The organism is Leminorella richardii, assembly GCF_900478135.1.
Classification (GTDB): domain Bacteria; phylum Pseudomonadota; class Gammaproteobacteria; order Enterobacterales; family Enterobacteriaceae; genus Leminorella; species Leminorella richardii.
Window position 1 is genome coordinate 1,623,236 of the sequence record NZ_LS483470.1, and the last position, 25,718, is coordinate 1,648,953.

25 protein-coding genes, 2 pseudogenes and 1 other annotated feature are annotated in these 25,718 nt (G+C 51.7%); of the genes and pseudogenes, 10 read left to right on the top strand and 17 right to left on the bottom strand.

Features of this window, described 5'->3' with window-relative positions; genetic code table 11:
* Positions 1-485: 485 nt before the first annotated feature.
* The 7 genes and pseudogenes from DQM29_RS07550 to DQM29_RS07580 all read left to right on the top strand — a co-directional run bounded on the left by DQM29_RS07550 (position 486) and on the right by DQM29_RS07580 (position 5,548).
* Positions 486-1,842: pseudogene (locus DQM29_RS07550) on the top strand (MFS transporter).
* Between the two features lie 2 nt (positions 1,843-1,844).
* Positions 1,845-2,641: pseudogene (locus DQM29_RS07555) on the top strand (sugar phosphate isomerase/epimerase family protein).
* Between the two features lie 29 nt (positions 2,642-2,670).
* Positions 2,671-3,528, top strand: a complete 858-nt coding sequence (locus DQM29_RS07560) for a phosphogluconate dehydrogenase C-terminal domain-containing protein (protein WP_111740115.1) — start codon at positions 2,671-2,673, stop codon at positions 3,526-3,528.
* A gap of 181 nt (positions 3,529-3,709) precedes the next feature.
* Positions 3,710-4,414, top strand: coding sequence for a transcriptional regulator NanR (gene nanR, locus DQM29_RS07565; protein WP_111740116.1), 705 nt, complete (start codon positions 3,710-3,712; stop codon positions 4,412-4,414).
* An 11-nt stretch (positions 4,415-4,425) separates the two neighbouring features.
* Positions 4,426-4,740 (top strand): hypothetical protein, encoded by a 315-nt coding sequence (locus DQM29_RS07570; protein ID WP_111740117.1) that lies wholly within the window; start codon positions 4,426-4,428, stop codon positions 4,738-4,740.
* Positions 4,741-4,901: 161 nt separating this feature from the next.
* Positions 4,902-5,177 carry a type II toxin-antitoxin system HicA family toxin gene (locus DQM29_RS07575; RefSeq protein ID WP_111740118.1) on the top strand — a complete coding sequence of 92 codons (276 nt, stop codon included), beginning with the start codon at positions 4,902-4,904 and terminating at the stop codon, positions 5,175-5,177.
* The gene (locus DQM29_RS07580) at positions 5,174-5,548 is read left to right on the top strand and encodes a type II toxin-antitoxin system HicB family antitoxin (protein WP_232054878.1); all 375 of its coding nucleotides are present in this window, start codon (positions 5,174-5,176) and stop codon (positions 5,546-5,548) included. The genes DQM29_RS07575 and DQM29_RS07580 overlap by 4 nt, the downstream gene beginning before the upstream one ends.
* 98 nt (positions 5,549-5,646) lie before the next feature.
* On the opposite strand, the gene DQM29_RS07585 is transcribed toward DQM29_RS07580, so the two are convergent.
* Positions 5,647-6,696 carry a DUF695 domain-containing protein gene (locus DQM29_RS07585; RefSeq protein WP_111740119.1) on the bottom strand — a complete coding sequence of 350 codons (1,050 nt, stop codon included), beginning with the start codon at positions 6,694-6,696 and terminating at the stop codon, positions 5,647-5,649.
* A 172-nt stretch (positions 6,697-6,868) separates the two neighbouring features.
* Between DQM29_RS07585 and DQM29_RS18565 the strand changes: the two genes are divergently transcribed.
* Positions 6,869-6,994, top strand: coding sequence for a hypothetical protein (locus DQM29_RS18565; protein ID WP_269472288.1), 126 nt, complete (start codon positions 6,869-6,871; stop codon positions 6,992-6,994).
* A 36-nt stretch (positions 6,995-7,030) separates the two neighbouring features.
* Here the strand turns inward: DQM29_RS18565 and hisIE are convergent, their stop codons facing one another.
* From hisIE to hisG, 8 genes are read right to left on the bottom strand one after another with little or no spacing between them, the layout of a single operon-like run.
* A complete protein-coding gene (hisIE, locus tag DQM29_RS07590; RefSeq protein WP_111740120.1) occupies positions 7,031-7,651 on the bottom strand; it encodes a bifunctional phosphoribosyl-AMP cyclohydrolase/phosphoribosyl-ATP diphosphatase HisIE in 621 nt (206 codons plus the stop codon).
* Complete coding sequence (gene hisF / locus DQM29_RS07595; protein ID WP_111740121.1) at positions 7,645-8,421, bottom strand: imidazole glycerol phosphate synthase subunit HisF; 777 nt, start codon at positions 8,419-8,421, stop codon at positions 7,645-7,647. Before hisF ends, hisIE begins: the two co-directional genes overlap by 7 nt.
* Complete coding sequence (gene hisA, locus DQM29_RS07600) at positions 8,403-9,140, bottom strand: 1-(5-phosphoribosyl)-5-[(5-phosphoribosylamino)methylideneamino]imidazole-4-carboxamide isomerase (RefSeq protein ID WP_111740122.1); 738 nt, start codon at positions 9,138-9,140, stop codon at positions 8,403-8,405. Before hisA ends, hisF begins: the two co-directional genes overlap by 19 nt.
* A gap of 6 nt (positions 9,141-9,146) precedes the next feature.
* Positions 9,147-9,734, bottom strand: a complete 588-nt coding sequence (hisH, locus tag DQM29_RS07605; protein WP_111740123.1) for an imidazole glycerol phosphate synthase subunit HisH — start codon at positions 9,732-9,734, stop codon at positions 9,147-9,149.
* The gene (gene hisB / locus DQM29_RS07610) at positions 9,734-10,801 is read right to left on the bottom strand and encodes a bifunctional histidinol-phosphatase/imidazoleglycerol-phosphate dehydratase HisB (protein WP_111740124.1); all 1,068 of its coding nucleotides are present in this window, start codon (positions 10,799-10,801) and stop codon (positions 9,734-9,736) included. The genes hisH and hisB overlap by 1 nt, the downstream gene beginning before the upstream one ends.
* A gap of 12 nt (positions 10,802-10,813) precedes the next feature.
* On the bottom strand, positions 10,814-11,869 hold the full coding sequence (gene hisC, locus DQM29_RS07615) for a histidinol-phosphate transaminase (RefSeq protein WP_111742032.1): 1,056 nt from the start codon (positions 11,867-11,869) through the stop codon (positions 10,814-10,816).
* Positions 11,870-11,895: 26 nt separating this feature from the next.
* On the bottom strand, positions 11,896-13,200 hold the full coding sequence (gene hisD, locus DQM29_RS07620) for a histidinol dehydrogenase (protein ID WP_111740125.1): 1,305 nt from the start codon (positions 13,198-13,200) through the stop codon (positions 11,896-11,898).
* Positions 13,201-13,204: 4 nt separating this feature from the next.
* Positions 13,205-14,104, bottom strand: coding sequence for an ATP phosphoribosyltransferase (gene hisG / locus DQM29_RS07625; protein WP_111740126.1), 900 nt, complete (start codon positions 14,102-14,104; stop codon positions 13,205-13,207).
* Between the two features lie 54 nt (positions 14,105-14,158).
* Positions 14,159-14,288 (bottom strand) — a sequence feature (His leader region).
* 282 nt (positions 14,289-14,570) lie between these two features.
* On the opposite strand from hisG, the gene DQM29_RS07630 reads away from it, so the two are divergent.
* Complete coding sequence (locus tag DQM29_RS07630) at positions 14,571-15,398, top strand: SDR family oxidoreductase (protein ID WP_111740127.1); 828 nt, start codon at positions 14,571-14,573, stop codon at positions 15,396-15,398.
* 109 nt (positions 15,399-15,507) lie between these two features.
* Here the strand turns inward: DQM29_RS07630 and uxuR are convergent, their stop codons facing one another.
* The 4 genes from uxuR to uxuA form a co-directional block, all read right to left on the bottom strand.
* Positions 15,508-16,278 (bottom strand): Uxu operon transcriptional regulator, encoded by a 771-nt coding sequence (gene uxuR / locus DQM29_RS07635; protein ID WP_111740128.1) that lies wholly within the window; start codon positions 16,276-16,278, stop codon positions 15,508-15,510.
* Between the two features lie 174 nt (positions 16,279-16,452).
* Complete coding sequence (gene uxaC / locus DQM29_RS07640) at positions 16,453-17,856, bottom strand: glucuronate isomerase (protein ID WP_111740129.1); 1,404 nt, start codon at positions 17,854-17,856, stop codon at positions 16,453-16,455.
* Positions 17,857-17,867: 11 nt separating this feature from the next.
* Entirely contained in the window at positions 17,868-19,340 is a 1,473-nt protein-coding gene (locus DQM29_RS07645; protein ID WP_111740130.1) for a fructuronate reductase, read from the bottom strand.
* A gap of 213 nt (positions 19,341-19,553) precedes the next feature.
* A complete protein-coding gene (gene uxuA, locus DQM29_RS07650) occupies positions 19,554-20,738 on the bottom strand; it encodes a mannonate dehydratase (RefSeq protein ID WP_111740131.1) in 1,185 nt (394 codons plus the stop codon).
* Between the two features lie 397 nt (positions 20,739-21,135).
* On the opposite strand from uxuA, the gene DQM29_RS07655 reads away from it, so the two are divergent.
* Complete coding sequence (locus DQM29_RS07655; RefSeq protein ID WP_111740132.1) at positions 21,136-22,419, top strand: MFS transporter; 1,284 nt, start codon at positions 21,136-21,138, stop codon at positions 22,417-22,419.
* Positions 22,420-22,765: 346 nt separating this feature from the next.
* On the opposite strand, the gene artM is transcribed toward DQM29_RS07655, so the two are convergent.
* From artM to artP, 4 genes are read right to left on the bottom strand one after another with little or no spacing between them, the layout of a single operon-like run.
* A complete protein-coding gene (gene artM, locus DQM29_RS07660; protein WP_111742033.1) occupies positions 22,766-23,431 on the bottom strand; it encodes an arginine ABC transporter permease ArtM in 666 nt (221 codons plus the stop codon).
* A 2-nt stretch (positions 23,432-23,433) separates the two neighbouring features.
* Positions 23,434-24,135, bottom strand: coding sequence for an arginine ABC transporter permease ArtQ (gene artQ, locus DQM29_RS07665; protein WP_111740133.1), 702 nt, complete (start codon positions 24,133-24,135; stop codon positions 23,434-23,436).
* A 12-nt stretch (positions 24,136-24,147) separates the two neighbouring features.
* Positions 24,148-24,879, bottom strand: coding sequence for an arginine ABC transporter substrate-binding protein (gene artJ / locus DQM29_RS07670; protein WP_111740134.1), 732 nt, complete (start codon positions 24,877-24,879; stop codon positions 24,148-24,150).
* Positions 24,880-24,896: 17 nt separating this feature from the next.
* The gene (gene artP / locus DQM29_RS07675; RefSeq protein WP_111740135.1) at positions 24,897-25,625 is read right to left on the bottom strand and encodes an arginine ABC transporter ATP-binding protein ArtP; all 729 of its coding nucleotides are present in this window, start codon (positions 25,623-25,625) and stop codon (positions 24,897-24,899) included.
* Positions 25,626-25,718: the final 93 nt, after the last annotated feature.

Sequence of the window (25,718 nt, forward strand, 5' to 3'; positions counted from 1 at the left end):
GTTATTGACCCTAAAAAGCTCAAGTGATAATTAATCATTTGTTCTTTATTTGTATCAAATGATCTTTGGCGTGGGTATGAAGAAGAGGTATAGACGTAAGTATGCTTTTACCCACACCAAGAAGTCACCTCATCATACCAGTTTGGCAGGCAAGGATAATGCCGCGTAAAAGAGCGCTGTCGGAGAAGGGAAGTTATTCGCTGGCGTACAAAAGAGAGGGCAAAACGGTGCATGCCGTAAATAGACATAACGATCCTATTGCTACTGTGTTTTTTCTGAAGCGGGGCTGTTGAACTGACTGAACGTCGCATAGCGCGACGGACCGCTGGCAATACTCACTGATTTTTTCGTTCGTTCAGCCTCTGTACCCACAGGCGTTGAGCAAATCATTATTCATATAACAAGATATCACCTCATCATACCAATAAAGATAATCAATATAGATAAAGCAAGGGTTAGGTAGGTGATAGCAGCGAGGTAGCTCAATGAGTCATCAAAGTAGCGTTACCGGGCAGGCTGAAAAGTCAGCCATCAAGAAAATTTCCATGCGACTAGTGCCGTTTGTGGCTCTGATGTTCTTTATCAACTTTCTGGATCGCACGGCGATTTCTTTTGCGGGGCCAAACGGCATGACCCAAGATTTGGGACTCACCGCAGCACAGTTTGGGCTGGCGTCCGGCATTTTCTTTATTGGCTATATTCTGCTGGAAATTCCCAGCAATCTGGCTCTGCACCGCTACGGCGCCCGCAAGTGGCTGGCAAGGATTATGGTGTCATGGGGCATTGTCTCCCTGTTGTTTACCTGGGTTTCCAGCTCCACAGAGCTTTATGCACTGCGCGTACTGTTAGGGATTGCCGAAGCGGGATTTTTTCCCGGCGCTATTTTGTATTTAAGCCTGTGGGTTCCGTCGGCCTATCGCAGCAAGATTCTGTCGCTGTTCTATTTGGCTCAGCCTTTAACGACCGTGATTGGCGCCCCGCTGGCCGCCATGCTGATTGAACAGCACGGTCTGTTTGGTCTGCCGGGCTGGCGGATAATGTTCCTCGGTGTGTCTATTCCCGCCATTATCGTGGGGGATCGTGGCGTGGTTCTACCTGGTGGATAAGCCTGAGGAGGCCAAGTGGCTTAACGACGAAGAACGTCGCTGGCTGGTGACTGCGCTTGACCGTGAACATCAGGCAAAGCAGGGCCATAAGCACCCTACGGTGATGACTGTCATGTTCAACGGGCAGGTGTGGATGCTATGCCTGATTTATTTCGGCTTTATTTACGGCCTGTACGCGCTGGGCTTCTTCCTGCCAACGATTATTAACGGATTTCAGCAGCAGTTTGGCGTGACGTTCAACGTATTTGATAAGGGATTGATTACCGCCGTACCTTATTTGCCTGCCGCGATTGCGCTGTATTTTTGGTCGAAGGATGCCTCAAAGCGTGGCATTCGCAGCTGGCACATTACGATCCCTGCAGTAGCGGGAGCAGTAAGCGTACCGCTGGCACTGTATATGGAATCGCCAACCGCTGTTATCGCGGTGATCACCATAACCGCATGTGCCATTTTCTCTGCTTTACCCAACTTTTGGACACTGCCCACACGATTTTTAACCGGCGCGGCCGCAGCGGCTGCCGTAGCGTTGATTAACACTATCGGCAATATCGCCGGATTCTCTGCGGGTTACATCACCGGCGCACTGCGCGATGCCAGCGGAAGCTACGCCATGCCAATGTATGTTGTCGGAGGCTTCATGCTGCTCTCCGCCGTACTGATGGTTTTGCTGCAGCGCTACGGCTCAATGTCGGCACCTGTCGAGACCAAACACACATTATTACCAGAGGAAAACTGATCATGAGCATAGGGCTAAGCACATACTGCTTTTTTTGGCGGGCGTCCGATCGCGTTGCATCCCCAATGGGGCTACCGCAGATGCTTGAACAGTGCGCAGAAATGGACGTGAAGCTGTTTCAAATCTGTGACTTTGAGGCGATCGTGCAAATGAGCGACGCCGGGCTGGCTGCGCTGCGTAAACAGGCGGAAGACTTTGGTATAGAGTTGGAATTAGGCACAAAGGGAGTTTCCCCGACGTGCTGGATCGCTACTTACACATCGCCCGCCAACTCAACGTGAGCCTGCTGCGCAGCATGTTCAATTCGCCGACTCACCGCCCAACGCTGGATGAAGCAGAAGCGCTGTTGCGACGGGCACTTCCCGAGTTTGAAGCCTCAGGCGTTCGCCTTTGTCTCGAAACCTATGAGCAGGTAAGCAGCAGAGACATGATGTCGGTTATCAACCGCATCGATTCCCCGTGGCTGGGTGTTTGCCTCGACCCCGCTAACTGCGTTGCAGCGCTGGAACAGCCGAGCGACGTGATCAATAACACTGCCGACAGGGTGTTTAACCTGCACGTGAAGGACTTTCACTTCACGCGCCAAGCGGGCTGGGTAGGATTCAATCTGGTTGGCTGCCCATTGGGAGAAGGGCTACTGGCCTATGACGAGATGATAGAAAAAGTCCGCCCGAAGGAAAGAGGAATTCACCAGATCGTTGAACACTGGCTGCCGTGGGAGACCAACGCGGTCACTACCAGTCGACTGGAAAACCAGTGGACGCGCCACAGCCTGAACTATATCCGTAATCGCTTTTAACTTAATAAAAATCCATAAGGAGCAAGTCTATGTCTACCGAACTGAAAAGTATCACCCTGCTGGGCGCCGGCGGCAAAATGGGGATGCGCATCTCTGACAATCTGCAAAAGAGCAGCTATGAGGTTTACTATTGCGAAACCGCTCCGGCGGGGCAGGAGAGGGTTGAAGCCGCTGGGCGCAAGGTGACTGACGGCGAGAAATCTATTCCCAACAGCGATGTGGTTATTCTGGCCGTGCCGGATATCGCGCTACAGAAAATCTCCGCCGACGTGGTGCCGAAAATGAAGCCCGGTGCGATCCTTTTAACATTAGATCCTGCCGCCTCCTACGCGAACCTGATTTTCCAACGGGAGGATATCCAGTACGCGGTCGCGCACCCTTGCCATCCGTCAGTGTTTCTGGAGCGCTACACCAAGGAAGAGTATGCCGATGCTTTTGGTGGCGTAGCGGCCGTCCAGTCCATTGTGGCGTCGTTTGAACAGGGCACCGATGCGCAGCGTCAGTCACTGGAAAAAATCGTTCGCCAAATGTATGCCCCGGTTGACGACGTTCACTGGATAACTGTCAAGCAGCTGGCCTACCTGGAGCCCACGCTGGTGGAAACCGTCACCTGTATGGTCGGCACATTGATGAAGGAGGCGCTGGATGAAACCGTGCGCTACAGCGGCGTGCCGGAAGCGGCTGCCAAGGCCATTATGTACGGTCACGTGCAGATCGCACTGGCCGTTGCCTTCCGCGCGACTAACCCGTTCTCCGACGCCTGTATGATCGCGATTGACTACGGCAAAGAGAAAATCATCAAGCCGGACTGGAAAACTATTTTTGACGAAAAAGAGCTGGATATTGTGCTGGCACGCATGCTGAAAATTGATGCGATAAAAAGATAGCGGATTTTTTTAACCGAGTCCCCTTAGCGGGCCTTTGCGCAGTTTGGCAAACGGCCCGCTTTTTTACGTTTATCAGGAGCTTCTAGGGAGCGGCGTTGACACACAAATAATTAAAGGACAGGGTCTGGTTATACCGATAGAATGCCATCTTACTGATAATGTTTTTAAAACAGGTGCATTGATGACCACTCCCGAAATGAAGCCTCGCGTGATCCAGCGTAAGAAGCTGTCTGACGAGGTGTTTGAGCAACTGCTTAATCTGATTCGCGAAGAGGATATGCAGCCCGGTGACTCGATGCCGACGGAGCGCGAGCTGATGGCGCTGTTTGGCGTTGGCCGTCCGGTCGTGCGTGAAGCGATGCAGCGCCTTGCAGGGATGGGGATTATTTCTATCCGCCACGGTGAGCGTTCGCGCATTGCCCGCGTGGATATGCACTCGATGATCGAACAAATTGACCTAACGGCTCGGCACATGCTGTCGAGCTCCAGTAAAAATATCGACTATTTGCTTGAGGCTCGCATCTTCTTTGAATCCGGCATTGCCAAGATTGCCGCACAGAAGGCGAACGCAATCGATCTGACTCGCCTACAGCACGCGCTGGACGCCATGCGCAATGCGCCAACCCACGAAGAGTTTGTGCTATCAGACATGGCTTTTCATCAGGAGCTGGCGCGAATTTCTGGTAATCCTATCTATATGGCAGTTTCTGAAGCGGTGTTTCAATGGATGGCGGACTTTAGGGGCGAAATGCTGAACTTCAAGCCGCGCGACGTCACGCAAAAAGAGCATGAAGACATCTATCGCTGCGTTGCTGCACACGACCCTATCGCTGCGGAAAAAGCGATGATTGAGCATCTTGATCACGTGCTGATGAAGTCAGCATAAATAGTGTAGCGATGACCCCAAAAGCGCTGCTGGTGGACATACTGTTTTATCCCTCTGAACCGGGGCGACGATCGGCGGCGCCCAATTTATCCTGTGGCCGATACTGTCCTCATCTTATCGTGAAGGGAACGAAAGACTACCTCGGCATCCGCTTTGTGGATGGTGATGTAGCCCCTTTGGGAAACTGGATTACCGCCTCCCTAGAAACAATGTATGACCGAGTAGACTACAGGCTACTGCTTTCAGAAGGCGCTGAGTTTTATATCGCCGAAGGGGGCAATATCGTGGGGGAAGGCCGAGTTGTTGGGATTGAGATGAATGATTGACGGCTTTTGAGTATTTTTAGTCTACGAAATACACAGTTCAGATGGATTTCAACGGTATATCTCTTTTCTATTCCATAAAAAACCAATCTTTGACTTCATTTATTGACTTCATTTTTCATGTGAATAATATGACTTCATAAAATGAAGCCATGGGGTGGTATATGCAAGAAAAGGTTCTATTGCTTAGGAAAAAGCAGTATTCCACCCTGTCGCAACTTTTTAAGATCCCTGCTTTGGCAGGGATAAAATGGAAAGATATTGAGTCGTTGGTGATTGCTCTCGGCGGTGAAGTTCAGGAGGGGAATGGCTCAAGGGTAAAGTTCTTTCTGGCTGGCAGCATTGCGCATTTTCACCGTCCGCATCCGTCACCCGATACGGATAAAGGCGCTGTTGTCAGCGTTGGTGATTGGCTTATGAGTTTGGGGGTAACGCCATGAATATGAAGAAACAGCCTGATATTAATACACTTAATACCATGGTTGTGGCCGGTCAGCCGGCTATTATTAGTTTTGTTCCGGAGCTGGGAGCTTTTCGCGGTCGCTTTCTTGGCCTGTCAGGCTACTGTGACTTTGTCGCTGACAGCATTAGCGCATTAAAGCATGAAGGTGAAATCTCTTTACGTGAATATCTGGAAGACTGCAAAGAGCATGGGATAGAGCCGTATGCCCGAAAGGAAAAGCAGAGGACATTTACGCTACGCTATCCAGAATCGTTTGGCGAACAGTTAGAGCACGCCGCTGCCGCGTCTGAAGTTTCGCTGAACTCGTTCATTGTTGACGTTTTGAAAGAGCGGCTGTCGCGGCAGTGAGAATAAGCTAAAGCCGCCTTAATTTGGCGGCTTTAGCGGGTACTTAAATTGTCTCCAACAGGAGAACATTTTTAGAATACGTTCGCGTTTTTGCGAGGTTAGGCGTCGCGCCGAACGTGTACTGCATAACTGAAGTATTGCTGCCACGACGGATCAAATTCGCTGCTCAAGTCATACTGCTCGATGCCCGCTCGCTGTAAGGCCAGTCGGATAAGCTGCTCGGTTTTCGCCGCGTCGCCGGAGTAATACACCGCTTCACGGAAGGGGGCTTCCAGCAGCGAATAGGCCATAATGCCTTCACGACGGGATTCTAGATAGGCGTCGATTTCATCCTGTACTTCTTGTACGGCTTCCAGCTCGCTTTCTACAACATTTACGCGAAGCGTCGTCGCCCAGCTTAAATCAGCGCGCATTGCCACTGCTTTGGCGCTGTCGTGTACAGTAATCAGGATTTCTCCTGCGTCCGTCTCCGCTCTCAGTCCGCTCCAGCTACGCCCCTCGCCAACGGGGAAAACGCCGGTATAGCCGGAAACGTCTCGCCAGAAGCGATCAAACACAGTAGGAAGTTGGCCGAGAGGCAGCCAGACGAGGTTTTGCTGCTCTTCTTCGCTAGCATCAAACTCCACAAAGCCAATTTTAACGGCAAAGTCGTATTCACCAAGAATGTGGTCGAGGGCGATATAGGCCATGTTCTGCACGCGATTGCGCATATCGTACGGAACGTCGAAGTCGAACTTCAGAAACAGGCCTACCTGACCGCCGTCTGGTTCGCAGGCGAAGCTCATTTTCTCAGCGCTTAGTTCAAACGCGTTATCCACCATTTTGAAGGCAAAACGTTCAGGGTTCCCCATCCGTTGACGAAAGGCGACGACCTGATGGTATTGCAACTTCGGCGCACTAGCTGTGAGCTCCATCACCAGCGGAAAGTCATCGAGTGCGCCGTGGGCTGTAAAAATCATCTCCATAGGCTCATGTTCTGGTGAACCAGACATCTCTAGTGCAATGTCGGAAAAATAAGATTTCAGAACGTCATTGGCTTTATCAAAACGATCCCGGGTAGAGAGGCCTTTAAGAGAGGGTTCAAGCTGTACGAAGTCGCGCCAGAACTGGTTAACCGCGTCAATGTTATCCGTTATGCCTAATGCCATTTTTTAGTTTAACTCCATTTTTTAGAGCGCCCATCTCAGCGCCATTAACGCGACAAAGAATAATAACGAGAGGGTGCAATCTTCATCAACCGGATTTTGTCGGTTTTCTGTTATTTTGAAAGGAAAAAATGAGATGGATAGATAGTGTAAAGAGAACCGAAAGGCGAGGTGTATGGTTGAACATATTCCCGCCGTAGCGGGAGTGTTTTCGCTTGAGCCGCCAAAAAACACCAAAAAGGCGGCATTTCACCATTCCATGAACGCCGCCTTTATTGACTACTTATTGACTACTTATTGACTACTTAATTGATTACTTAATTGATTACTTAATTGATTACTTGTGCCTTTCCCTCAGTCGCCCAATTACCGCGCTTAGGTCCAGCTCCTGATCCTGTAGCAGAACCAGTAAGTGATACATTAAATCGGCGGCTTCATTAGTCAGCTCTTCGCGGTCGTGTACGGTCGCGGCCAGCGCGGTTTCGACGCCTTCTTCCCCCACTTTTTGCGCAATGCGCTTGGTGCCGCTGGCGTAGAGCCGAGCGGTGTAGGAGCTTTCCGGTGAGGCGCTCTTACGGGAGGCGAGAAGCTGCTCCAGCTTGTAGAGGAACGTCCAGTCCGGCTCTGCGGGGGCAAAGCAGCTGTCGGTACCGTTGTGACAGGTCGGACCCTGCGGATTCACCAGGATGAGTAGGGTATCGTTATCGCAGTCCGGCGTAATGCTGACAACGTTAAGAAAGTGGCCCGAGCTTTCACCCTTGGTCCACAGCCGCTGCTTAGTACGGGAAAAGAAGGTCACTTTTCCACTTTGCTCGGTAGTGTGGAGAGCCTCCTGATTCATATAGCCCATCATCAGAACTTCACCGGAGACAGCGTGCTGCACAATAGCGGGCATCATGCCTTCGGTTTTTTCCCAGTCGAGCTGCTGGCGCTGTTCCTGCGTTAATGGCGTTAACATAGACGAATCTCCACTTGCCTATCGGCCAGATAGCGCTTTAGCTCGCCGATATTGATAATCTGTTTGTGAAATACGGATGCTGCCAGCGCGCCGTCGACGTTGGCGTCGTGGAAGGCATCATAGAAATGCTCCATAGTACCCGCGCCGCCGGAGGCGATAAGTGGCACGCGGCATACGCTTCGCACCTGCTTTAGCTGCTTCAGGTCATAGCCGTTACGCACGCCGTCCTGATTCATCATATTTAGCACAATTTCGCCCGCGCCGCGCGACTGGACTTCCTGAACCCAGTCGAGAGTGTGCCAAGCGGTTGCCTTAGTGCGAGCTTCGTCGCCGGTGAACTGATAAACCTGATAGCTTTCCTGCTCGGCGTTGTACCAAGTATCGATGCCGACCACCACGCACTGAACGCCGAAGCGATCGGCAAGCTGAGTAATCAGCGACGGATTAGCCAGCGCCGGGGAGTTGATGGAAATTTTATCCGCACCGAAGGCGAGAATTTGCCCAGCGTCCTCAACGCTTTTGATACCGCCTGCAACGCAGAAGGGGATATCTATCACTTCTGCGACCTTGGAGACCCAGCTTTTGTCTACCACGCGCCCATCGGAGGAGGCGGTAATATCATAGAACACTAGCTCGTCGGCGCCTTCTTCTGCGTAGCGCTTGGCCAGCGGCACGATGTCGCCAATGATCTCGTGGTTGCGAAACTGGACGCCTTTTACGACTTGGCCGTCTCTAACGTCCAGACAGGGAATTATCCGTTTTGCCAGCATGCGATAGCCTCCTCTACGGTGAACTTGCCTTCCAGCAGAGCACGCCCGACGATGACTCCGGCCACGCCGCTGCCGCGAAGCGCGGCAATATCATCCAAGCCGCCGATGCCGCCGGAGGACTGAAAGGCAATGTCTGGGTAGCGGGCGCAGACTTCGCGATACAGCGCGACGTTAGAGCCTGCCAGCGTGCCGTCCCGTGAAATGTCGGTACACAGTACGTGCTTAAGCCCATAGGGGCGATAGCGTTCGATAACTTCTTCCAGCGTCTGGTCAGAATTTTCCTGCCAGCCGCTGACGGCAACGCGCTTTTTGCCGTCTTCACCGATGCGCACGTCCAGCGCCAGCACCAGTGCATCTGCGCCGAAGCGTTCAAACCAGCCGCTGACCAGCTCCGGCTGTTTCACTGCCGTGGAGCCAATAACGACGCGGGTGGCACCTGCATCAAGCAGAGCGCTGACATCTTCTTGGCTGCGAACGCCGCCGCCGACCTGTACAGGGACGCTGACGCCTGCCAGCAGCTTGCGCAGCAAGAGAATTTGCCGAGCCTGGGGATCTTTGGCACCGGTCAGATCGACTAAGTGAAGCAGTTCGGCGCCCTGTTGCTGATAGTTTTGCAGACGCGGCAGCGGATCGTTGCCGTAGTCGCGTTTCTGTCCGTAATCACCCTGATGCAGGCGCACAACGGTGCCGTCAATCAGGTCTAGTGCGGGTATGATCATTTGGGCTTACATCTCCAAAAAGTTTTTCAGCAGCTGAGCGCCTGCCTTACCGGAGCGCTCTGGGTGAAACTGAACGCCGAAGAAATTGTCCTGCTCGACGGCGGCGGTAAACGGGCTGCCGTAGTCGCTTTGTGCGATTGTCGCCGCGCAAATCGGCATGGCGAAGCTGTGGACGAAGTAAAAGTAGGCGTCGTCATCAATGCCGCGAAACAGGCGATGCCCTGCCAAAGGCGTCACTCGGTTCCAGCCCATGTGGGGCAGAGGAAGCTCGCCGGTCTTCATCTGGTTAATGGGCGCGTCGATAATGCCAAGGGTATCAACGTTGCCTTCTTCGCTGTGCTTTGCCAGCAGCTGCATGCCGAGACAGATACCCAATACAGGCTGAGTACAGGCCTTAATTAACGTAATCAAGTCACGTTCTTGCAGCATGTTCATGGCGGCAGGTGCAGAGCCAACGCCGGGAAGAAACAGCTTGTCGGCACGCAGAACAACCTCCGGTTCGCGGCTGACGACCGGCTCATAGCCCAGACGTTTGATGGCGTAGGCGACAGAAGCTAAGTTGGCGCAGCCGGTGTCCAGAATGGCAACGTTCATTACAGCACTCCTTTTGAACTCGGCAGCGTATTGCCTTCAATACGAATGGCTTGACGCAGTGTACGACCAAAGGCTTTGAACAGGCTTTCGACTCGATGATGGTCGTTTTTGCCTTTGGTTTTCAAGTGCAGCGTTACTGCCATGGAGTAGGCCAGCGAGTGGAAGAAGTGCTCGACCATCTCGGTACTCATATCGCCAACGCGCTGATGCTTAAACTCGGCGTTGTATTCCAGCCACGGGCGGCCGGAGATATCCAGCGCACAGCGCGCCAAGCACTCGTCCATAGGCAAGAAGAAGCCAAAACGGCCGATACCGCGCTTGTCGCCCAGCGCCTTTTTCAGCGCTTCGCCCAGCGCCAGGCCGGTATCCTCAATGGTGTGGTGATCGTCAATAATCAGGTCGCCCTTCACGTTGACGTTCATGCGAAATCCGCCGTGAGTGGCGATTTGATCCAGCATGTGGTCAAAGAAGCCGATACCGGTATTGATTTGGCTACCGCCTTCGCGGTCTAGCCACACTTCCACGTCAACCGAGGTTTCTTTGGTGGTGCGAATGACGTGGGCGTGGCGGTCTGGCTGGGTGAGCTGTGTGACGATCTGATTCCAGCCCATATCATCGCGCTGATAGCGAATGCCGCCAATGCCCATATTGGCAGCCAGCTGTAGGTCAGTTTCCCGATCGCCGATAACCCAGGAGTTGCTGTAGTCCATTACCGTGTCGTTTAGATATTTCTCAACCAGCTTGGTTTTAGGCTTGCGGCAGTCGCAGCCGTCGGCAGGCATGTGCGGGCAAATAAGCACGTCGTCAAAGCGGATGCCCTGTGACTCGAAGATTTGCATCATCAGGCTGTGGGGCGGCAGGAAGTCCTCTTTGGGGAAACTAGCAGTGCCAAGCCCGTCCTGATTGGTGATCATGACAAGCTGAAAGCCCGCTTCTTGCAGCTTCAGGAGAGCGGGAATGGCGAACGGTTCTAGAGCCAGCTTGTCCAGCCTGTCGACCTGAAAATCGACAGGGGGTTCGGCAATTAGCGTGCCGTCGCGGTCAATAAAAAGGAACTTTGTACTCATTGGCGCTTTTCCTTACAGGGCTTTCAGGGCGTCGATGACGGCGTCGCATTCAGGCTGCGTACCGATGGAGATGCGCAGGCATCCTTGCAGACCCGGCTGTTTGTTTTGATCTCTGAGTATAATCCCCTTATCCCATAGCGCTTTAAATGCGCGTTCGGAATCTGTGAGTTTAAACAGCAGATAGTTGGTTTCGCTGTTGTAGGTCGCTGTGACGATGGAGCATTCAGCGAGCTGTTGCACCAGCAGGTCACGTCGAGCGTTGAGAGACTCGACGCGCTTTCTCATGGTGGAAATACCCGCTTCGGTTAGCGCCTGTGCTGCGATGTCTGCCACCGGCGTGGAAAGCGGGTAGGGGGCAATAACTTTTTGCAGCAGGCCGATGACTTCTTCGCTTGCCAGCGTAAATCCACAGCGCAGTCCCGCAAGAGCAAAGGCCTTAGAGAGCGTACGCAGAACCACTAGGTTAGGATACTGTTTTAACCAGCTTACGACGCTGGCCTGTGGGCAGAACTCAATATAGGCCTCATCAACCACCACCAGTGCACGCCCAGAAGTCATATCCAGAAGCGTGCGAATATCGTCTGGATTGATCAGGTTGCCCGTCGGGTTGTTGGGGCTACAGACGTAAACCAGCTTCACACCGTCAAGGGAGCGCTCAATAGCCGGAATGTCTAGCTGCCAGTCTGTAGTCGCAGGCACAGTGCGGCGCTCGACGCCCAGCGTTTCTGCGCTGACGCTGTACATGCCGTAGGTCGGCGGGCAGTAGAGAACTGCGTCTTTCCCCGGCTCGCAGAAGGCGCGCATCAAAAGTTCGATCCCTTCGTCAGCGCCGCGGCTAACCAGCACCTGCTGTGGCTTAACGCCCGCATAGGCGGCATAGCGCTCAATCACTTTGACAGGCTGGCATTCAGGGTAGCGGTTAAGGGTTTGCTCTGTTAACTGATAGGATGTCGCTTCCGGGTATTCATTGGCGTTAAGCCACACGTCACCCTTACCGCCGATTCGACGAGCGGACTGATAGGGCGTCAGTTTTCTGACGTTATCGCGGGCCAGCTGTTCCACACTTATGGTGATAGTTTCAGTCATACTCACGGTTACGCCTCCTGATTAATCTGATTGAATTTTTCTACCCGCAGAGAAACGGCTCGGCGGTGGGCGGTAAGCTGTTCCGCCTGCGCTAGCGTTTCGATGGTCGGCGCCAGCGCCATCAGTCCGTCGGCAGTGAGCTGCTGAACGGTCATGCGCTTTTGAAAATCTGCCAGACCGAGGCTGGAATAGGTGGCGGTATAGCCATAAGTCGGCAGCACGTGGTTGGTGCCGGAAGCGTAGTCACCCGCAGATTCTGGCGACCAGTCGCCAAGAAATACCGAGCCTGCACTGGTGATGCGGTCGACCAGCGCTTCGGGATCGCGAGTTTGCAGAATAAGGTGCTCTGGCCCGTAGCGATTGCTGATGTCGACACACTGATCCAGACTGTCTGCCACGATAAGGCGGCTTTCCGCCAGTGCCTGAATAGCGATGTCTCTTCGTGACAGTGTAACCAATTGTTTGTCCAGCTCATCAGAAACCGCCTGCGCGATGCTTTCATCAGGCGTTAGCAGGATAACCTGTGAGTCTGCACCGTGTTCCGCCTGTGACAGCAAATCGGCAGCGATGAAAGAAGGGGTTGCGCCCGCGTCGGCAATCACCAGCACTTCCGACGGTCCGGCGGGCATATCGATAGCCGCGCCGCCGACGGCCTGACTGACCTGACGCTTGGCTTCGGTCACATAGGCGTTGCCGGGGCCGAAGATCTTGTCGACTTTCGGAACGCTTTCGCTGCCGAAGGCCATTGCAGCGATGGCCTGAGCGCCGCCGATCTGAAAGATGTTCTCAATGCCGCACAGCTTTGCCGCGTATAGGATTTCGTCGGCAATGGGTGGCGGCGAGCAGAGAACCACTTTACGGCAGCCCGCCAAGCGGGAAGGAATGCCGAGCATCAGTACGGTTGACAGCAGCGGAGCCGTGCCGCCGGGAATATATAGACCAACAGCGTCGATAGGGCGTGTCACCTGCCGGCAGCGCACGCCGGGCTGCGTTTCAACGGCAACTTCTGGCAGCGTCTGAGCGCGGTGAAAGGTGTCGATATTACGCGTCGCGATGGCCATCGCCTGCTTGATGTCGTCGCCGAGGCGCGCTGCGGCAGCGTCAATTTCTTCTGGGGTAATCTGCAGGCTGTCGATCTGTACTTTGTCGAAGCGGGCGCTCAGCTCGCGCAGGGCGCGATCGCCCCCGGCTCTGACCTGCTCAATGATGCCGCTGACGGCCTCATTGATGCGCGCTGACGCATTGACCGCCGGGCGTGACAGCAGCGTTTGCTGCTGCTGTGAACTGCACTGCTGCCAGTATGTCAGTTGCATATCGTTACTCCATCATCTTTTCGATTGGCAGCACCAGAATAGAGCTGGCGCCGAGGCTCTTCAGTCGTTCCATGGTCTCCCAGAACAGGGTTTCGCTGCTGACCATGTGCATCGCTACGCGGTTTTGGTCGCCTGCCAGCGGCAGAATGGTAGGGCGCTCGGCGCCGGGCAGCAGGGCGACGATTTCATCCAGACGATCGCTTGGCGCGTGCAGCATGATGTATTTAGACTCTCTGGCCTGAATAACGCCCTGAATGCGCGTCAGCAGCTTGTTAATCAGCTCCTGTTTGTCGCTGGACATTTCGCCGTCACGTTGGATGAGCGTTGCTTTAGAGCGATAGATAACCTCGACTTCACGCAGGCCGTTGGCTTCCAGCGTTGCGCCAGTAGACACCAGATCGCAGATGGCATCGGCTAGCCCAGCGCGCGGGGCAACTTCCACAGAACCGTTCAGCAAGCAGGACTTGAAGCGGACGTTTTGTTCATCCAGATAGCGCTTCATCAAGTGTGGGTAAGAGGTGGCGATACGCATATTTTGCAGGCTTTGCGGGCCGGTATATTCTGCGTCCAGCGGCATGGCGATAGAGAGACGGCAGCCGCCGAAGTCCAGACGGCGCAGAGTGTTGTAGCGAGGATCTTCACCCTGAGCGCGGCGGTCAAGCAGCTCTTCTTCCAGCACGTTCTCGCCGACGATCCCTAGGTCGACCACACCGTCCATCACCAGCCCGGGAATATCGTCATCGCGCACGCGGAGGATATCCATCGGCATATTTTCTGCAAAGGCGATCAGGCGCTGTTCCTGAAGGTTGATTTTGATACCGCAGTTGGCAAACAGCTTTTGTGATTCTTCGCTTAAGCGACCTGACTTCTGAATGGCTATCCGTAAACGACTTTTGTCTAACATGGTGATCCTCTTCTTCATTCTTTATTTGACGTTGCGATGTTAAAAACGGCGGACATAAAAAAACCCTCGGAAGGATTCTTCCGAGGGCTCTCTTTAATTAACGCTTTGTCCGCCGCTGGAAGAATCTAGACTGTCTTCCAGCACCAAGCGCCTGAAAGACTAGTCAGGGTGATGGTGATGATGGTGGTTGAACAAAACGTTAAACATAATTTGCTGCGCCTTTAAAAGTTATGACTGGGTTAATAATCATGCACTAGGAGTTAACCTACTCCATACTGACCCACAATGGCAACCGTTTTTTTCATTCTTTTTACTTTTTCCCGCGATTCTTAAAAGAGGGCAGAGGAAACGTTTGCGTCGCTTCCTGACAAAATGACAGTGTAAAACAGCTTTACGCTGTCACTCTGTTCTATATTGTAGGGGAGCAGACGCACAGTTTAGGTTAAAAATACGGTGGTCATACATAATGAAAAAGATTTCCATTGTTGGTTTGGGCTGGCTAGGCATGCCGCTGGCGCTTACGCTGCTGGGGCAAGGGTATCGAGTCGTTGGCAGCAAAACGACACAGGACGGCGTGGAGGCTGCGCGCCTGACCGGTATTGAAGCCTACCCGCTGGTGATGACTCCCCAACCTGAGTGCGAGGAAGAAGACTGGCAGCAGCTAACAGAATGCGATGTGCTTATCATTACGCTCCCCGCCGCCAGAGATGAGCTGGGGGCTGAACGCTACCGTCAGTCTGTTCAGCTGCTGGTGGACAGCGCACTGAGCAGCCGCGTAGGCAGAATTATTTTTATCAGTTCGACTTCGGTATACGGTCGTGACGAAGGTGAAGTCACAGAGACGTCACCGCGGCTACCACAAACGGCCAGTGGGCGAGTGCTGGTATCACTGGAGGATTGGCTGCACGATTTACCCCATACCTCCGTCGATATCCTTCGCCCTGCGGGACTAGTAGGGCCACAGCGCCATCCCGGACGATTTATGGCAGGCAAGCAGGAGCTGCCTGAAGGTAATTGTGGGGTAAATCTGGTGCATCAGGAAGACGTGATTGCGGCCATTAAGCTACTACTCAGTCAGGAACGCGGTGGGCGAATCTATAACCTTTGTGCGCCAGAGCACCCGCGCAAGCGTGACTTTTATCCTGCTGCGGCGCAAAGCATGGGGCTGGCAATGCCGACGTTTACACCGACGGACAGAGCCTCCCTTGGACGCATCGTTAATGGGCAGGCTATTTGCCGCGATCTGGGATTTGAATACCGCTTTACCGATCCGATGCGCATGCTGAGTATATGATTTTTGACGGTTAGCCAGTGAGGGTTAGCCAGTGAGGGTTAGCCAGAGAGTTGCCAGATAAGAAAAAGCCCGGCATAGCCGGGCTTAGTCGAATAAGTGGAAATGAAAATCAGCTATCTTTAACCTCTAATGGCCATGAACTAAACAAATAGCCGTCAAAGTTAATATCATCCACGTTGGACAGTTCCAGAAGTCGATTTTTTACATTTTCAAGATGCTGCCACATGGCCATTTTGGCTGCTTTGGCGTCTTTCTTAATCAGTGCGGCAAGAATAACTTTATGATCGACCAGCCACTCTTTTCGATACTGAGTGTCTTTTAAATGAGCGTGAAGCTGGATCCACATGGGATTGTTTACGCGCCATTGCCACGACTGTTTGAAAAGCTCAACGAGCATCGTGTTATGCGTCGCTTCTGCAACCGCAATATGGAATTCCATATCGCCTGTTTCATGGTTACCGGACTCCAGATCTTCTTCCTGCATGAGCAGTGCCCGGCGCATTTTAATAATGTCTTCACGCGTGGCCTGCAGGGCGGCAAATTCAGCAATGTTGCTTTCCAGTAGCTGGCGGGCTTGAAGGATCTCAAAAGGACCTGCGTCATTGTCTTCCATTGTCTCAATGACGTTGGATTTTACGGGTTCGTCGTACGGCATTTTCATCACAAAAATACCCGCACCTCTCCTCACTTCAAGGATACCTTCAATTTCAAGCATGATGAGAGCTTCGCGAATAACTGTACGGCTGACGTTCAGTATCTCTGCAATTTCTCTTTCAGGAGGTAAGCGCGTTCCTGCCGAGTATCCACGCTCGACAATTAATGAACGAAGCATCTTACCGACTTCCTGATATGGGCGCTGTTGCGAAGCTATCTCTTTCATGGAACTAGTGGTTTTCAACTGAGGATTTAAAGAAAGTCATATTATATCATAGTTTATGTATCGACCATACCTGCACCGCAGGGATTTGGATATGTTCAAATTATTCTTAAAAAAAACGGCTAAAAGTTAATTAGCCGTTTAAATATTTATATCGTTAATGAAGTTTAAGAATATTTAACCGAAAAACTGTCGGGCATTGTTATAGCAAATATCCTTGACCATATTGCCCAGCATGGTTTCATCGGCAGGGATTTCTCCATCTTCAGCCCATTGTCCAATCAGGTTACAAAGCAGGCGACGGAAATATTCATGCCTGGTATAAGACAAGAAGCTGCGGGAATCCGTTAACATGCCGACAAACTGGCTGAGAAGCCCCATTTGAGCATGCTGTTCGAGTTGCCGCAGCATGCCGTCTTTCTGATCGTTAAACCACCATCCTGAGCCAAACTGAACTTTCCCAGCGATACCGCCGCCTTGGAAATTTCCTATCATTGTTGCCAATACTTCGTTGTCCCTTGGATTCAGACAATAAAGGATAGTTTTCGGCAGTTCGTTGGTGATATCCATGCTGTCAAGCAGCCGTGAAAGCGCCCAACTAATGTTGTTATCGCCAATAGAGTCAAAGCCGCTATCCGGCCCCAGCAGACGGAACATCCGGGTATTGTTGTTACGGATGGCCCCAATATGAAGCTGCATGACCCAGCCTCGAGCGGCGTACTGTCGGCCTAGCCACACCAGTACGGCAGTGGAGAACTGTGCAATTTCCGTTTCGCTGAGTTCAGCGCCGTTGAGGCGCTTGCTCAGAATATTATCAAGCTGTTTATCATCTGGAACTGGGGCAAAGCGCAGGACTTCAATGCCGTGATCGGATGCGCGGCAGCCGTGAGCGGCAAAGTGATCGAGCCGACGGGTTAATGCAGTACGTAAGTCCTCGAAGCGAGAAATTGCGATGTCTGCTGCACCTTCCAGTTTCCGCAAATAATCGACAAATCCTTCCAGCTCGATTTTGAATACTTTATCGGGGCGCCAGCTGGGAGCTACTTCAATATCAAAGCTGCCGTCTTCGGCTATCTGGCGATGGTATTCCAGAGTATCAATAGGGTCATCTGTGGTGCCTACTGCTCTGACGTTCATCTGGCGCATAATGCCTCGTGCAGAAAATTCTGGCATAGCGAGTTTTTCATTACATTCTGCCCAGATTTTTTCTGCCGTTTTGGCGTTAAGCTGCACGTTGGCTATAGCAAACGGGCGACGCAGCTCCAGATGTGTCCAGTGATAGAGCGGATTACCGAGAGTTTTCGGTACGGTGTTTGCCCAGGCGACAAACTTCTCATAGTCGCTGGCATCGCCGGTAATTAACGTCTCGTCAACCCCTGCGGAGCGTAAAGCTCGCCATTTATAGTGGTCGCCTTCCAACCAGATTTTTGTCAGGTTCTCAAACTGCCGATTTTGGGCAATTTCTTTTGGATTCAGGTGACAGTGGAAATCATAGATGGGCATGTCGGCTGCCCAGCTGTGGTAGAGCTTACGTCCCATCTCATTTTTAAGTAAAAAATCTTCCGTCATAAATGCCGTCATTTCTCATCCCCTTAAGCGTTCAGCATGCTAATGGTCTTGCGAGCGCCATTTTCTATCAGTTGACTATAGGCAGTCGTTACTGTGTCCAGAAAGGCGGTATTCTCTGGTAAGTCATGACCAAAAATGGCGCTGAGACTCATCAACTGGCGAACGCGATCGGCTGGCTCCGTATATTCACGATGAATAGCCTGATACTGTGAAACCAACGGGTCAACCACATCAATCGCATTGCCTTTTTCATCGAGTCCGCCAACGTAGCGCATCCATCCTGCAATTCCCATCGCCAGATAGCGATAGCTATGCCCCTGAGCAAGATGCAAGCGAACAGGATCAAGCAGTCTCTGCGGAAGCTTTTGGCTGCCATCCATGGCAATTTGCCAAGTGCGGTGCTTTAACGAGGGATTACTGAAGCGTTCGATCAACAGCTGCGCATAGGCTTTCAGATCTGTGCCTTCAGGCATAGAAAGGGTAGGAGCTTGTTCATCAAGCATTAACGCTAGCGCAGCTGCACGATAGTCAGGGTTAGTCATGGTTTCAGCGATGGTGTCATAACCGCCGAGGTAGCCCAAGTAGGCCAGAAACGAGTGACTGCCGTTAAGCATACGCAGTTTCATCATTTCGAAAGGAACCACGTCTTCCACAAACTGAGCGCCAACTTTATCCCAGGCCGGTCGGCCGTTAACGAAATTGTCCTCAATGACCCACTGGCGGAATGGTTCACAGGCGATGGCACACGGGTCATACACGCCCAGTTGAGCGGCGATGTCCTGTAGTGTTTCAGGCGTGGCGGCAGGCACGATACGGTCAACCATTGTGCAGGGAAACGTCACATTGGCTTCAATCCACTGAGCCAGTTCAGGGTCGCGAGCCACAGCCAGATCCAGAACGGCAGCTTTTGCGACATGGCCATTCTCTCGCACGTTATCACAGGAAAGAACCGTAAAGCCCGGTAGCCCGAGCTGGCGACGCATGTTAAGCGCTTCGACAATATATCCCGGCGCTGATTTTGGCTGCTGTGGGTTTGCCAGATCGTTTTGAATCAGCGCATTGTTGATATCAAGCCGCCCCGTCGCCGCCTGCGTGCAGTAGCCTTTCTCGGTAATAGTCAGTGAGACAATAGCCGTTTCTGGGCGAGCCATCGCGTCAAGAATACCGGCAATGCCGTCAAATTCAGGGTGAAGCGCCTCTTTAACCGAGCCGATAATTTTGAGCTCTGTTGAGAGCGCACCGCGTTCCGCAACGGTATAAAGTAAATTCTGTTCTTTTAGGGACGAAATTAGTCGGGCATCGTTACCCGGCATCAGGTTGACTTCACAAATTCCCCAGTCACTGTCGCTGCATTCCAGCAGGTGGTGGGTAAACAGCGCCTGATGCGCTCGGTGGAATGCCCCACAGCCTAAATGCACAATACGTGACGTCAGGCGTGACGCGTTCCAGTTCGGTTTAGCGACCGTCACTGAACCTGTAGCAATATTTTTTTCCATAACCGTTTCCTGTTGTTTGGTACTACGGGCAGGTGCAGCCCATTATATTCATGAGACTGGTAAGCAGGTAATCAGCGGTATAATCGGCTTCAGGCTGTGGACATCCTCTAGAAGCCATGATGGCGGTTTTTACCCTCTCCATGTTAAGGAGAGGGTACCCGTCGCGCTTCGTTTAGCGTTGTCAGCAGTGTGAAGTGATATAAGCGACGCTATTTATTTGCTAAAGAAGGCTCGTTGGATAGCGACCTCAAGCCCTCTCACCTCTGCGAGTCCTTTCAGTCGACCAATGGCGGAATAGCCTGGGTTGGTTTTCTTTTTCAAGTCATCCAGCATCTGATGTCCATGATCTGGACGCATCGGTATCAGATCGCAACCACCTTCAGTCTCGCGTCGGTGCTCTTCTTCCACGATTGCTTTTACTACAGCGTACATATCTACATCGCCGTAAAGATGTGCGGCTTCATGGAAAGTCTTAGGATTTTCTTCACGCAGGGTTGAGCGCAGGTGAGTGAAATAGATGCGAGGAGCAAACTGCTTAATCATTGTCACCAGATCGTTATCGCCGCGCACGCCGTAAGAACCCGTACACATCGTAAAGCCATTCGCCATACTGTTGACGGTATCAACCATCCACTGCATGTCTTCGATAGTGGAAACAATCCGTGGTAGGCCGAGAATAGGGCGCGGCGGATCGTCCGGGTGTACCGCCATACGAACGCCCACTTCTTCGGCTACCGGAATGATGCCCCGTAGGAAGTATGCAAAGTTTTCACGCAGTCGGGCTTTATCAATATTGTCGTAAGTTGCTAAATGCGCTTTGAACTGCTCCAGAGTGTAACCTTCTTCCGCTCCCGGAAGACCCGCGATGATGTTGCGGGTCAAACGCGCTTTGTCTTCATCACTCATCGTTGAGAAACGTTCGTTTGCCTGAGCGATTTCTTCTGCGGTATATTCCGCTTCAGCGCCTGAGCGCTTGAGGATATGCAATTCAAACGCAGCAAATTCAATTTGATCGAAACGCAGTGCTTTTGAGCCGTCGGGGAGAACGTATTCTAGGTCAGTACGTGTCCAGTCCAATACCGGCATAAAGTTGTAACACACGGTTCTGATGCCGCATTGAGCTAGGTTTCTTAACGTTTGCTGATAGTTTTCGATCCACAGGTTATATTGGCCCGTATGTGTCTTGATATCCTCATGAATCGGCACGCTTTCCACGACAGACCACTCTAATCCGGCATCTTCAATTGTGGCCTTTCTTTTAAGGATTTCATCAATGGACCAGATTTCACCATTAGGGATATGGTGAAGTGCCGTTACTATGCCGGTTGCGCCCGCCTGGTGTATATCAGAAAGAGTCACAGGGTCGTTAGGGCCGTACCAGCGCCAAGTTTGCTTCATTTTCTCTCCTTGTGGTGACGATGGTTTCATTTAAATACACCATCAGGTCAACCAATTTATCTAATCAAACACATTCTCTGTTTTTCTTGAATGTGAAACCATCAACGTACGGACATATTGGCAAATAAAATTGAGAATTGATACACCTTGCTGTTATTTTGGTTAACCAAATCACATTTAAAACAATATATAGCTCAACCAATTTACTTTTTTTGATCAACCTCACATAAATTAATCAACCAGTATGCAAAATCGTTGAGGTTAGTTCAGTACGGTCAGAGACAAAATTTGAACGCTTTATATGGTGAGTCATTGGCAAGGAAGGAAAAGGCTTTGCCCAATATCCGCCTCTTAAAAAGATGCTATGTGCAAAACGTGCACTCAAAATAGGCAAAATATGAAAAAACTCAAAAACTTAAGATGGTATATGATACTTCTGGTTTGTTTCATTACTATCATCAACTATCTGGATAGAACCGCGCTTGGTGTTGCCGCACCAACCATTATGGAAACGACAGGAATCACTAAAGAACAGTATTCATGGATTGTGAGTGCCTTCCAATTGGCCTATACCGTTGGCCAACCGATTATGGGATTCTTTATTGATACTGTTGGACTGAAACTCGGATTTGCTATTTGTGCGGTTATCTGGGGCTTGGCTACGATGGGGCACGCGCTAACGGGCTCTTGGCAGGGATTGGCTGCTATGCGCGCCATTATGGGATTCAGTGAGGCTTCCGCTATTCCTGCCGGTGTAAAAACGGCTTCAATATGGTTCCCGGCAAAAGAGAGGGGTATTGCTGCCGGGGTCTTTAACATGGGGACATCGTTTGGCGCAATGCTTGCTCCGCCTCTGATCGCCTGGTGTATTCTCTTCCATAGCTGGCAGTTCGCTTTTATCGTTTCAGGTAGTCTTGCTTTGATTGCCGCCGTTATTTGGTATTTTTGCTACAAAGATCCAAAAGATGCTAAGCGTCTTTCAGAAGAAGAACGCATTTATATTGAATCTGGGCAGGAAACTCATCTAAAAGTAGAGAAGCGTGAAAAAACCTCCATCAAAAATATTCTTAAACAGCGTAATTTTTGGGGTGTAGGCATTGCGCGTTTTCTGGCTGATCCAGCATGGGGTACCATTAACTTCTGGGTTCCTATTTTCTTTGTTGAAACGCTTCATTTTAGCCTCAAGGAAATTGCCATGTTTGTCTGGCTGCCATTCCTGATGGCTGACTTAGGCTGTCTGGCAAGTGGATTTGTTGCGAAATTCTTTAACGACCGCGGTATCACGCTGATTAACTCACGAAGGATCACATTCACTATCGGTGCTGTCATTATGACCACGATAGGGTTTGTCAGCATTGTTGAAAATCCCTATGTTGCGGTTCTTTTGATTAGCATTGGTGGTTTTGCCCATCAGTTGCTCTCTACCGTTGCGTCAACGCTGGGTGCCGACCTGTTTAAAAAGAATGAAGTCGCTACCGCTGTTGGCATGGCTGGTGCTTGTGCCTGGACTGGACAGCTTATTTTTAACATCTTCATCGGGGCATTTGTTGGAATTATTGGATTTGGGCCTTTCTTTATCGCCCTGGCTGTTTTTGATTTGGTTGGTGCTATTGTGCTTTGGATATTCATTAAGGAAGATACTAATGAAATCAACAATGAGCCAGCGGCGTTAACCCACTAAAAAGAGAGTTCAACGCTCATTGTAAAACCACCTCCTAATGGAGGTGGTTGAGATTGCTGACAAAGGTCTTAAATAAAGTCTGCAAAGTCAAACGGAGGGAGAGTCTTCCGTTGGGGTCGACTTGGCGTAAGCCAACGAAGTGCCCGTAGGAAGGCTATGCCCGACGCACTCCCAAAGCTAATACAGGCGCCCTTCCGGCCGAGCACAATGGTGATATAAGTAAGTTGTATATACGGCCGGAATATCCTCAGAAGCTAATTAAGCGGGTTTGTCAGCAGTCTGAACCACCTCCTAATGGAGGTGGTTCTTTTTACGGATGAGACAGATAAGACAGGGGACTTCTTACTTAACGCTGTTCAAACGCCAGCGCCTTCTTCTCAACCATTCTCATCATCAGCGTCAGTAGGCCGTTGACGCACAGGTAGATAATCCCCGCCGCGCCGTAAACCATCACGTCGTAGGTGCGACCGTACATCAATTGGCTATAGCCCATCACGTCCATCATAGTAATGGTGAACGCTAGCGAGGTACTTTTAAACACTAACACTACTTCGTTAGAGTAGGACGACAGCGCACGCTTAAAGGCGTAAGGCAGCAGAATGCGCAGCGTTTGTCCTTGAGACATGCCGAGAGATTGGCACGACTGCCACTGACCGTCAGGAATCGCCTTAAGCGCTCCGTGAAACAGCAAGGTAGAATACGCTGCGCTGTTAAGAGCCAGCGCGGCGATCGCACAAAGCCAAGGCTGAGAGATCAGATTCCACAGCGCTGGGTATTTTTGCAGGCTTTCAAACTGGCCGGGGCCATAGTAAATCAGAAAGATCTGCACCAGCAGCGGAGTACCGGTAAACAGCGTAATATAGCCTTTCACCAGTTGGGTAATGACCGGCGTTTTCAGCGTGAGCACGACAGTGAACAGAAGCGCCAAAAACAGGGCAATAATTAATGAAATCAGCGTTAACAGCAGGCTGACGTGCAGCCCCTGCATCACATCGGGCAAGTAGTCCAGCACGATCATGCCCTCCGCTCAAAGCGGGTGATCCGCTGTTCGATATAGGCCAGCAGGCGCTGGCTTATCAGCGTGATAACCAGATAAATAAGCATCGCGATGATAAACCAGTTAAAAGGCTCCTGCGTGCGGATAGCAATGCTTTTAGTCTGCATCATCAGGTCGTTCACGCTGATAAGGGATACCAGAGCCGTATCTTTCAGCAGCACCAGCCACTGGTTGCCCAGTCCGGGCAGGGCGTGGCGCCACATTTGCGGCATAATCAGGCGAAAGAAGATCGCCGCTTTACCAAGACCAAGCGCTTGACCTGACTCCCATTGCCCGCGAGGAACGGCTTTCAGTGCGCCGCGTAGGGTCTGAGAGCCGTAGGCGGCGTACAGCAGGGAAAGGGCGATGACGCCGCACAGGAATGGACTGACATCGAAGTTTTCAATGTTAAGCTGAATGACAACGCCAAACAGGGTAAAGCCGTCAGCCAGCGTAATTAAAAGCTGTGAAGCGCCGAAGTAGATAAACAGCACCACTAGAATTTCTGGTAACCCCCGCAGCACGGTAACAACCAGCGTTCCAATAAACGCCACGGCGCGAAGGCGCACGGATTCCCAAACGGCGAACAGCATAGCCAGCACCAGCCCGAGAGCCAGTGAGCAAACGGCAAGGCTAACCGTCATCAGGGTAGCGCTTGCCAGAGGAAATATCTCATTCATCGATGGGTTTACTTACTTTTGAAACCACTTGTCATAAACGGCCTGATAGGCGCCGTTTTGCTTAATCTTTTCCAGCGCAGCGTTTAGCCTGTCGCGCAGATCGGTATTCTTTTGGTTGACCGCAATAGCGAAGCCGGTGCCGAAATAGGCATCGTCATTGATCTTGTCGCCAACAGTGGTCAAGTCGTCGTTTTTCTTCAGCCATTCAGCCACAACCGCGGTATCACCGAAGACGGCGTTAATGCGGCCGCTTTTCAGATCGAGGATCGCGTTCTGGTAGCTGTCATAGGCGACAGGCTTCATGTCTGCGTGCTTATCCAACAGGAACTTCTGGTGAGTAGTACCGTTTTGCATGCCGACACGCTGGCCTTTCAGAGCGTTAAGATCGGCAACTTTACCCTTGATAGCGATAAACTGGGCAGAGTTGTCGTAGTAGGTATTGGTAAAAGCAACCTGCTGCTGGCGCTCTGGCGTCACGTCCATCGCGGCGATAGCGGCATCAAAGCGGCGGAACTTCAGGCCGGGAACCAAACTGTCAAAGCCTTGGTGAGAGAAAGTACACTCGGCCTGCATCTCTTTACACAGTGCATTAGCCAAGTCGATATCAAAGCCCTGGATTTGGTTGTTAGCGTCCATAAACTCAAACGGAGGGTAGGAGGCTTCGGTCGCAAAGCGGATTTTTTCTGCCGCAGCGGCGGACAGGCTCATTCCGGCGATTAGCGAGGCGATCAGCAGTTTTTTCATAACGTGCTCCAGAGAATTTAGTGAGAAAGATAGCCGGCAAACGCTTCGGTTTGCGGCTGGGTAAACGCCTGAGCGTCGCCGTATTCGACGATGCGCCCCTGCTCCATATAAACGACGCGGCTGGCGGTTTTCTTAGCGAAGTCCACTTCGTGGGTCACGATAACCTGCGTAATGCCGGTATCGGCCAGCTCGCGAATAATGCCGACAACTTGGGCGGTGATTTCAGGATCCAGTGCAGCAGTCGGCTCATCAAACAGCAGAATTTGCGGTTCCATCATGAGCGCTCGGGCAATAGCCACCCGCTGCTGCTGCCCACCGGAAAGGTGCAGCGGATAGCGAGCGCTGAACTCACCCAGCCTCAGGCGCGCCAGCAGCTTTTCTGCACGGGCAACAGCCGCCTCTCTTGATAGACCAAGCACGCGACAGGGGGCTTCAGTCAGATTTTGCATTACCGTCAGATGAGGCCACAGGTTGTACTGTTGAAACACCATGCCAACGTTACGGCGTAACTCACGCACGGCCCCTTCGGAAGGGGGAACGCTAAAGTCAAAATTGTTACCGGCAATGGAAAGCTGGCCAGAACGCGGCATTTCCAGCAGGTTGAGCACCCGGATCAGTGAGCTTTTACCTGCGCCGCTGGGGCCCAGCAGCACCAGCGTCTCGCCGCTTGGGCAGTCCAGTGAGATATCAAACAGCGCCTGATGCGTGCCGTAAAAGCAGTTAATGTTTTTTAAGTGAATACTCATGCGACATTAATGAATAGTAATGAATGTTGTAATGGTATCGTTGACAGGGTGGGGATGCAATGCAAGCCGGAGAAATTTTATCTTTGTATGATG

Coding starts and splice junctions, on each gene's coding strand:
- DQM29_RS07560 (WP_111740115.1), top strand. CDS start 2,671: ATGTCTACCGAACTGAAAAGTATCACCCTGCTGGGCGCCGGCGGCAAA.
- nanR (WP_111740116.1), top strand. CDS start 3,710: ATGACCACTCCCGAAATGAAGCCTCGCGTGATCCAGCGTAAGAAGCTG.
- DQM29_RS07570 (WP_111740117.1), top strand. CDS start 4,426: ATGACCCCAAAAGCGCTGCTGGTGGACATACTGTTTTATCCCTCTGAA.
- DQM29_RS07575 (WP_111740118.1), top strand. CDS start 4,902: ATGCAAGAAAAGGTTCTATTGCTTAGGAAAAAGCAGTATTCCACCCTG.
- DQM29_RS07580 (WP_232054878.1), top strand. CDS start 5,174: ATGAATATGAAGAAACAGCCTGATATTAATACACTTAATACCATGGTT.
- DQM29_RS07585 (WP_111740119.1), bottom strand. CDS start 6,696: ATGGCATTAGGCATAACGGATAACATTGACGCGGTTAACCAGTTCTGG.
- DQM29_RS18565 (WP_269472288.1), top strand. CDS start 6,869: ATGGTTGAACATATTCCCGCCGTAGCGGGAGTGTTTTCGCTTGAGCCG.
- hisIE (WP_111740120.1), bottom strand. CDS start 7,651: ATGTTAACGCCATTAACGCAGGAACAGCGCCAGCAGCTCGACTGGGAA.
- hisF (WP_111740121.1), bottom strand. CDS start 8,421: ATGCTGGCAAAACGGATAATTCCCTGTCTGGACGTTAGAGACGGCCAA.
- hisA (WP_111740122.1), bottom strand. CDS start 9,140: ATGATCATACCCGCACTAGACCTGATTGACGGCACCGTTGTGCGCCTG.
- hisH (WP_111740123.1), bottom strand. CDS start 9,734: ATGAACGTTGCCATTCTGGACACCGGCTGCGCCAACTTAGCTTCTGTC.
- hisB (WP_111740124.1), bottom strand. CDS start 10,801: ATGAGTACAAAGTTCCTTTTTATTGACCGCGACGGCACGCTAATTGCC.
- hisD (WP_111740125.1), bottom strand. CDS start 13,200: ATGCAACTGACATACTGGCAGCAGTGCAGTTCACAGCAGCAGCAAACG.
- hisG (WP_111740126.1), bottom strand. CDS start 14,104: ATGTTAGACAAAAGTCGTTTACGGATAGCCATTCAGAAGTCAGGTCGC.
- DQM29_RS07630 (WP_111740127.1), top strand. CDS start 14,571: ATGAAAAAGATTTCCATTGTTGGTTTGGGCTGGCTAGGCATGCCGCTG.
- uxuR (WP_111740128.1), bottom strand. CDS start 16,278: ATGAAAGAGATAGCTTCGCAACAGCGCCCATATCAGGAAGTCGGTAAG.
- uxaC (WP_111740129.1), bottom strand. CDS start 17,856: ATGACGGCATTTATGACGGAAGATTTTTTACTTAAAAATGAGATGGGA.
- DQM29_RS07645 (WP_111740130.1), bottom strand. CDS start 19,340: ATGGAAAAAAATATTGCTACAGGTTCAGTGACGGTCGCTAAACCGAAC.
- uxuA (WP_111740131.1), bottom strand. CDS start 20,738: ATGAAGCAAACTTGGCGCTGGTACGGCCCTAACGACCCTGTGACTCTT.
- DQM29_RS07655 (WP_111740132.1), top strand. CDS start 21,136: ATGAAAAAACTCAAAAACTTAAGATGGTATATGATACTTCTGGTTTGT.
- artQ (WP_111740133.1), bottom strand. CDS start 24,135: ATGAATGAGATATTTCCTCTGGCAAGCGCTACCCTGATGACGGTTAGC.
- artJ (WP_111740134.1), bottom strand. CDS start 24,879: ATGAAAAAACTGCTGATCGCCTCGCTAATCGCCGGAATGAGCCTGTCC.
- artP (WP_111740135.1), bottom strand. CDS start 25,625: ATGAGTATTCACTTAAAAAACATTAACTGCTTTTACGGCACGCATCAG.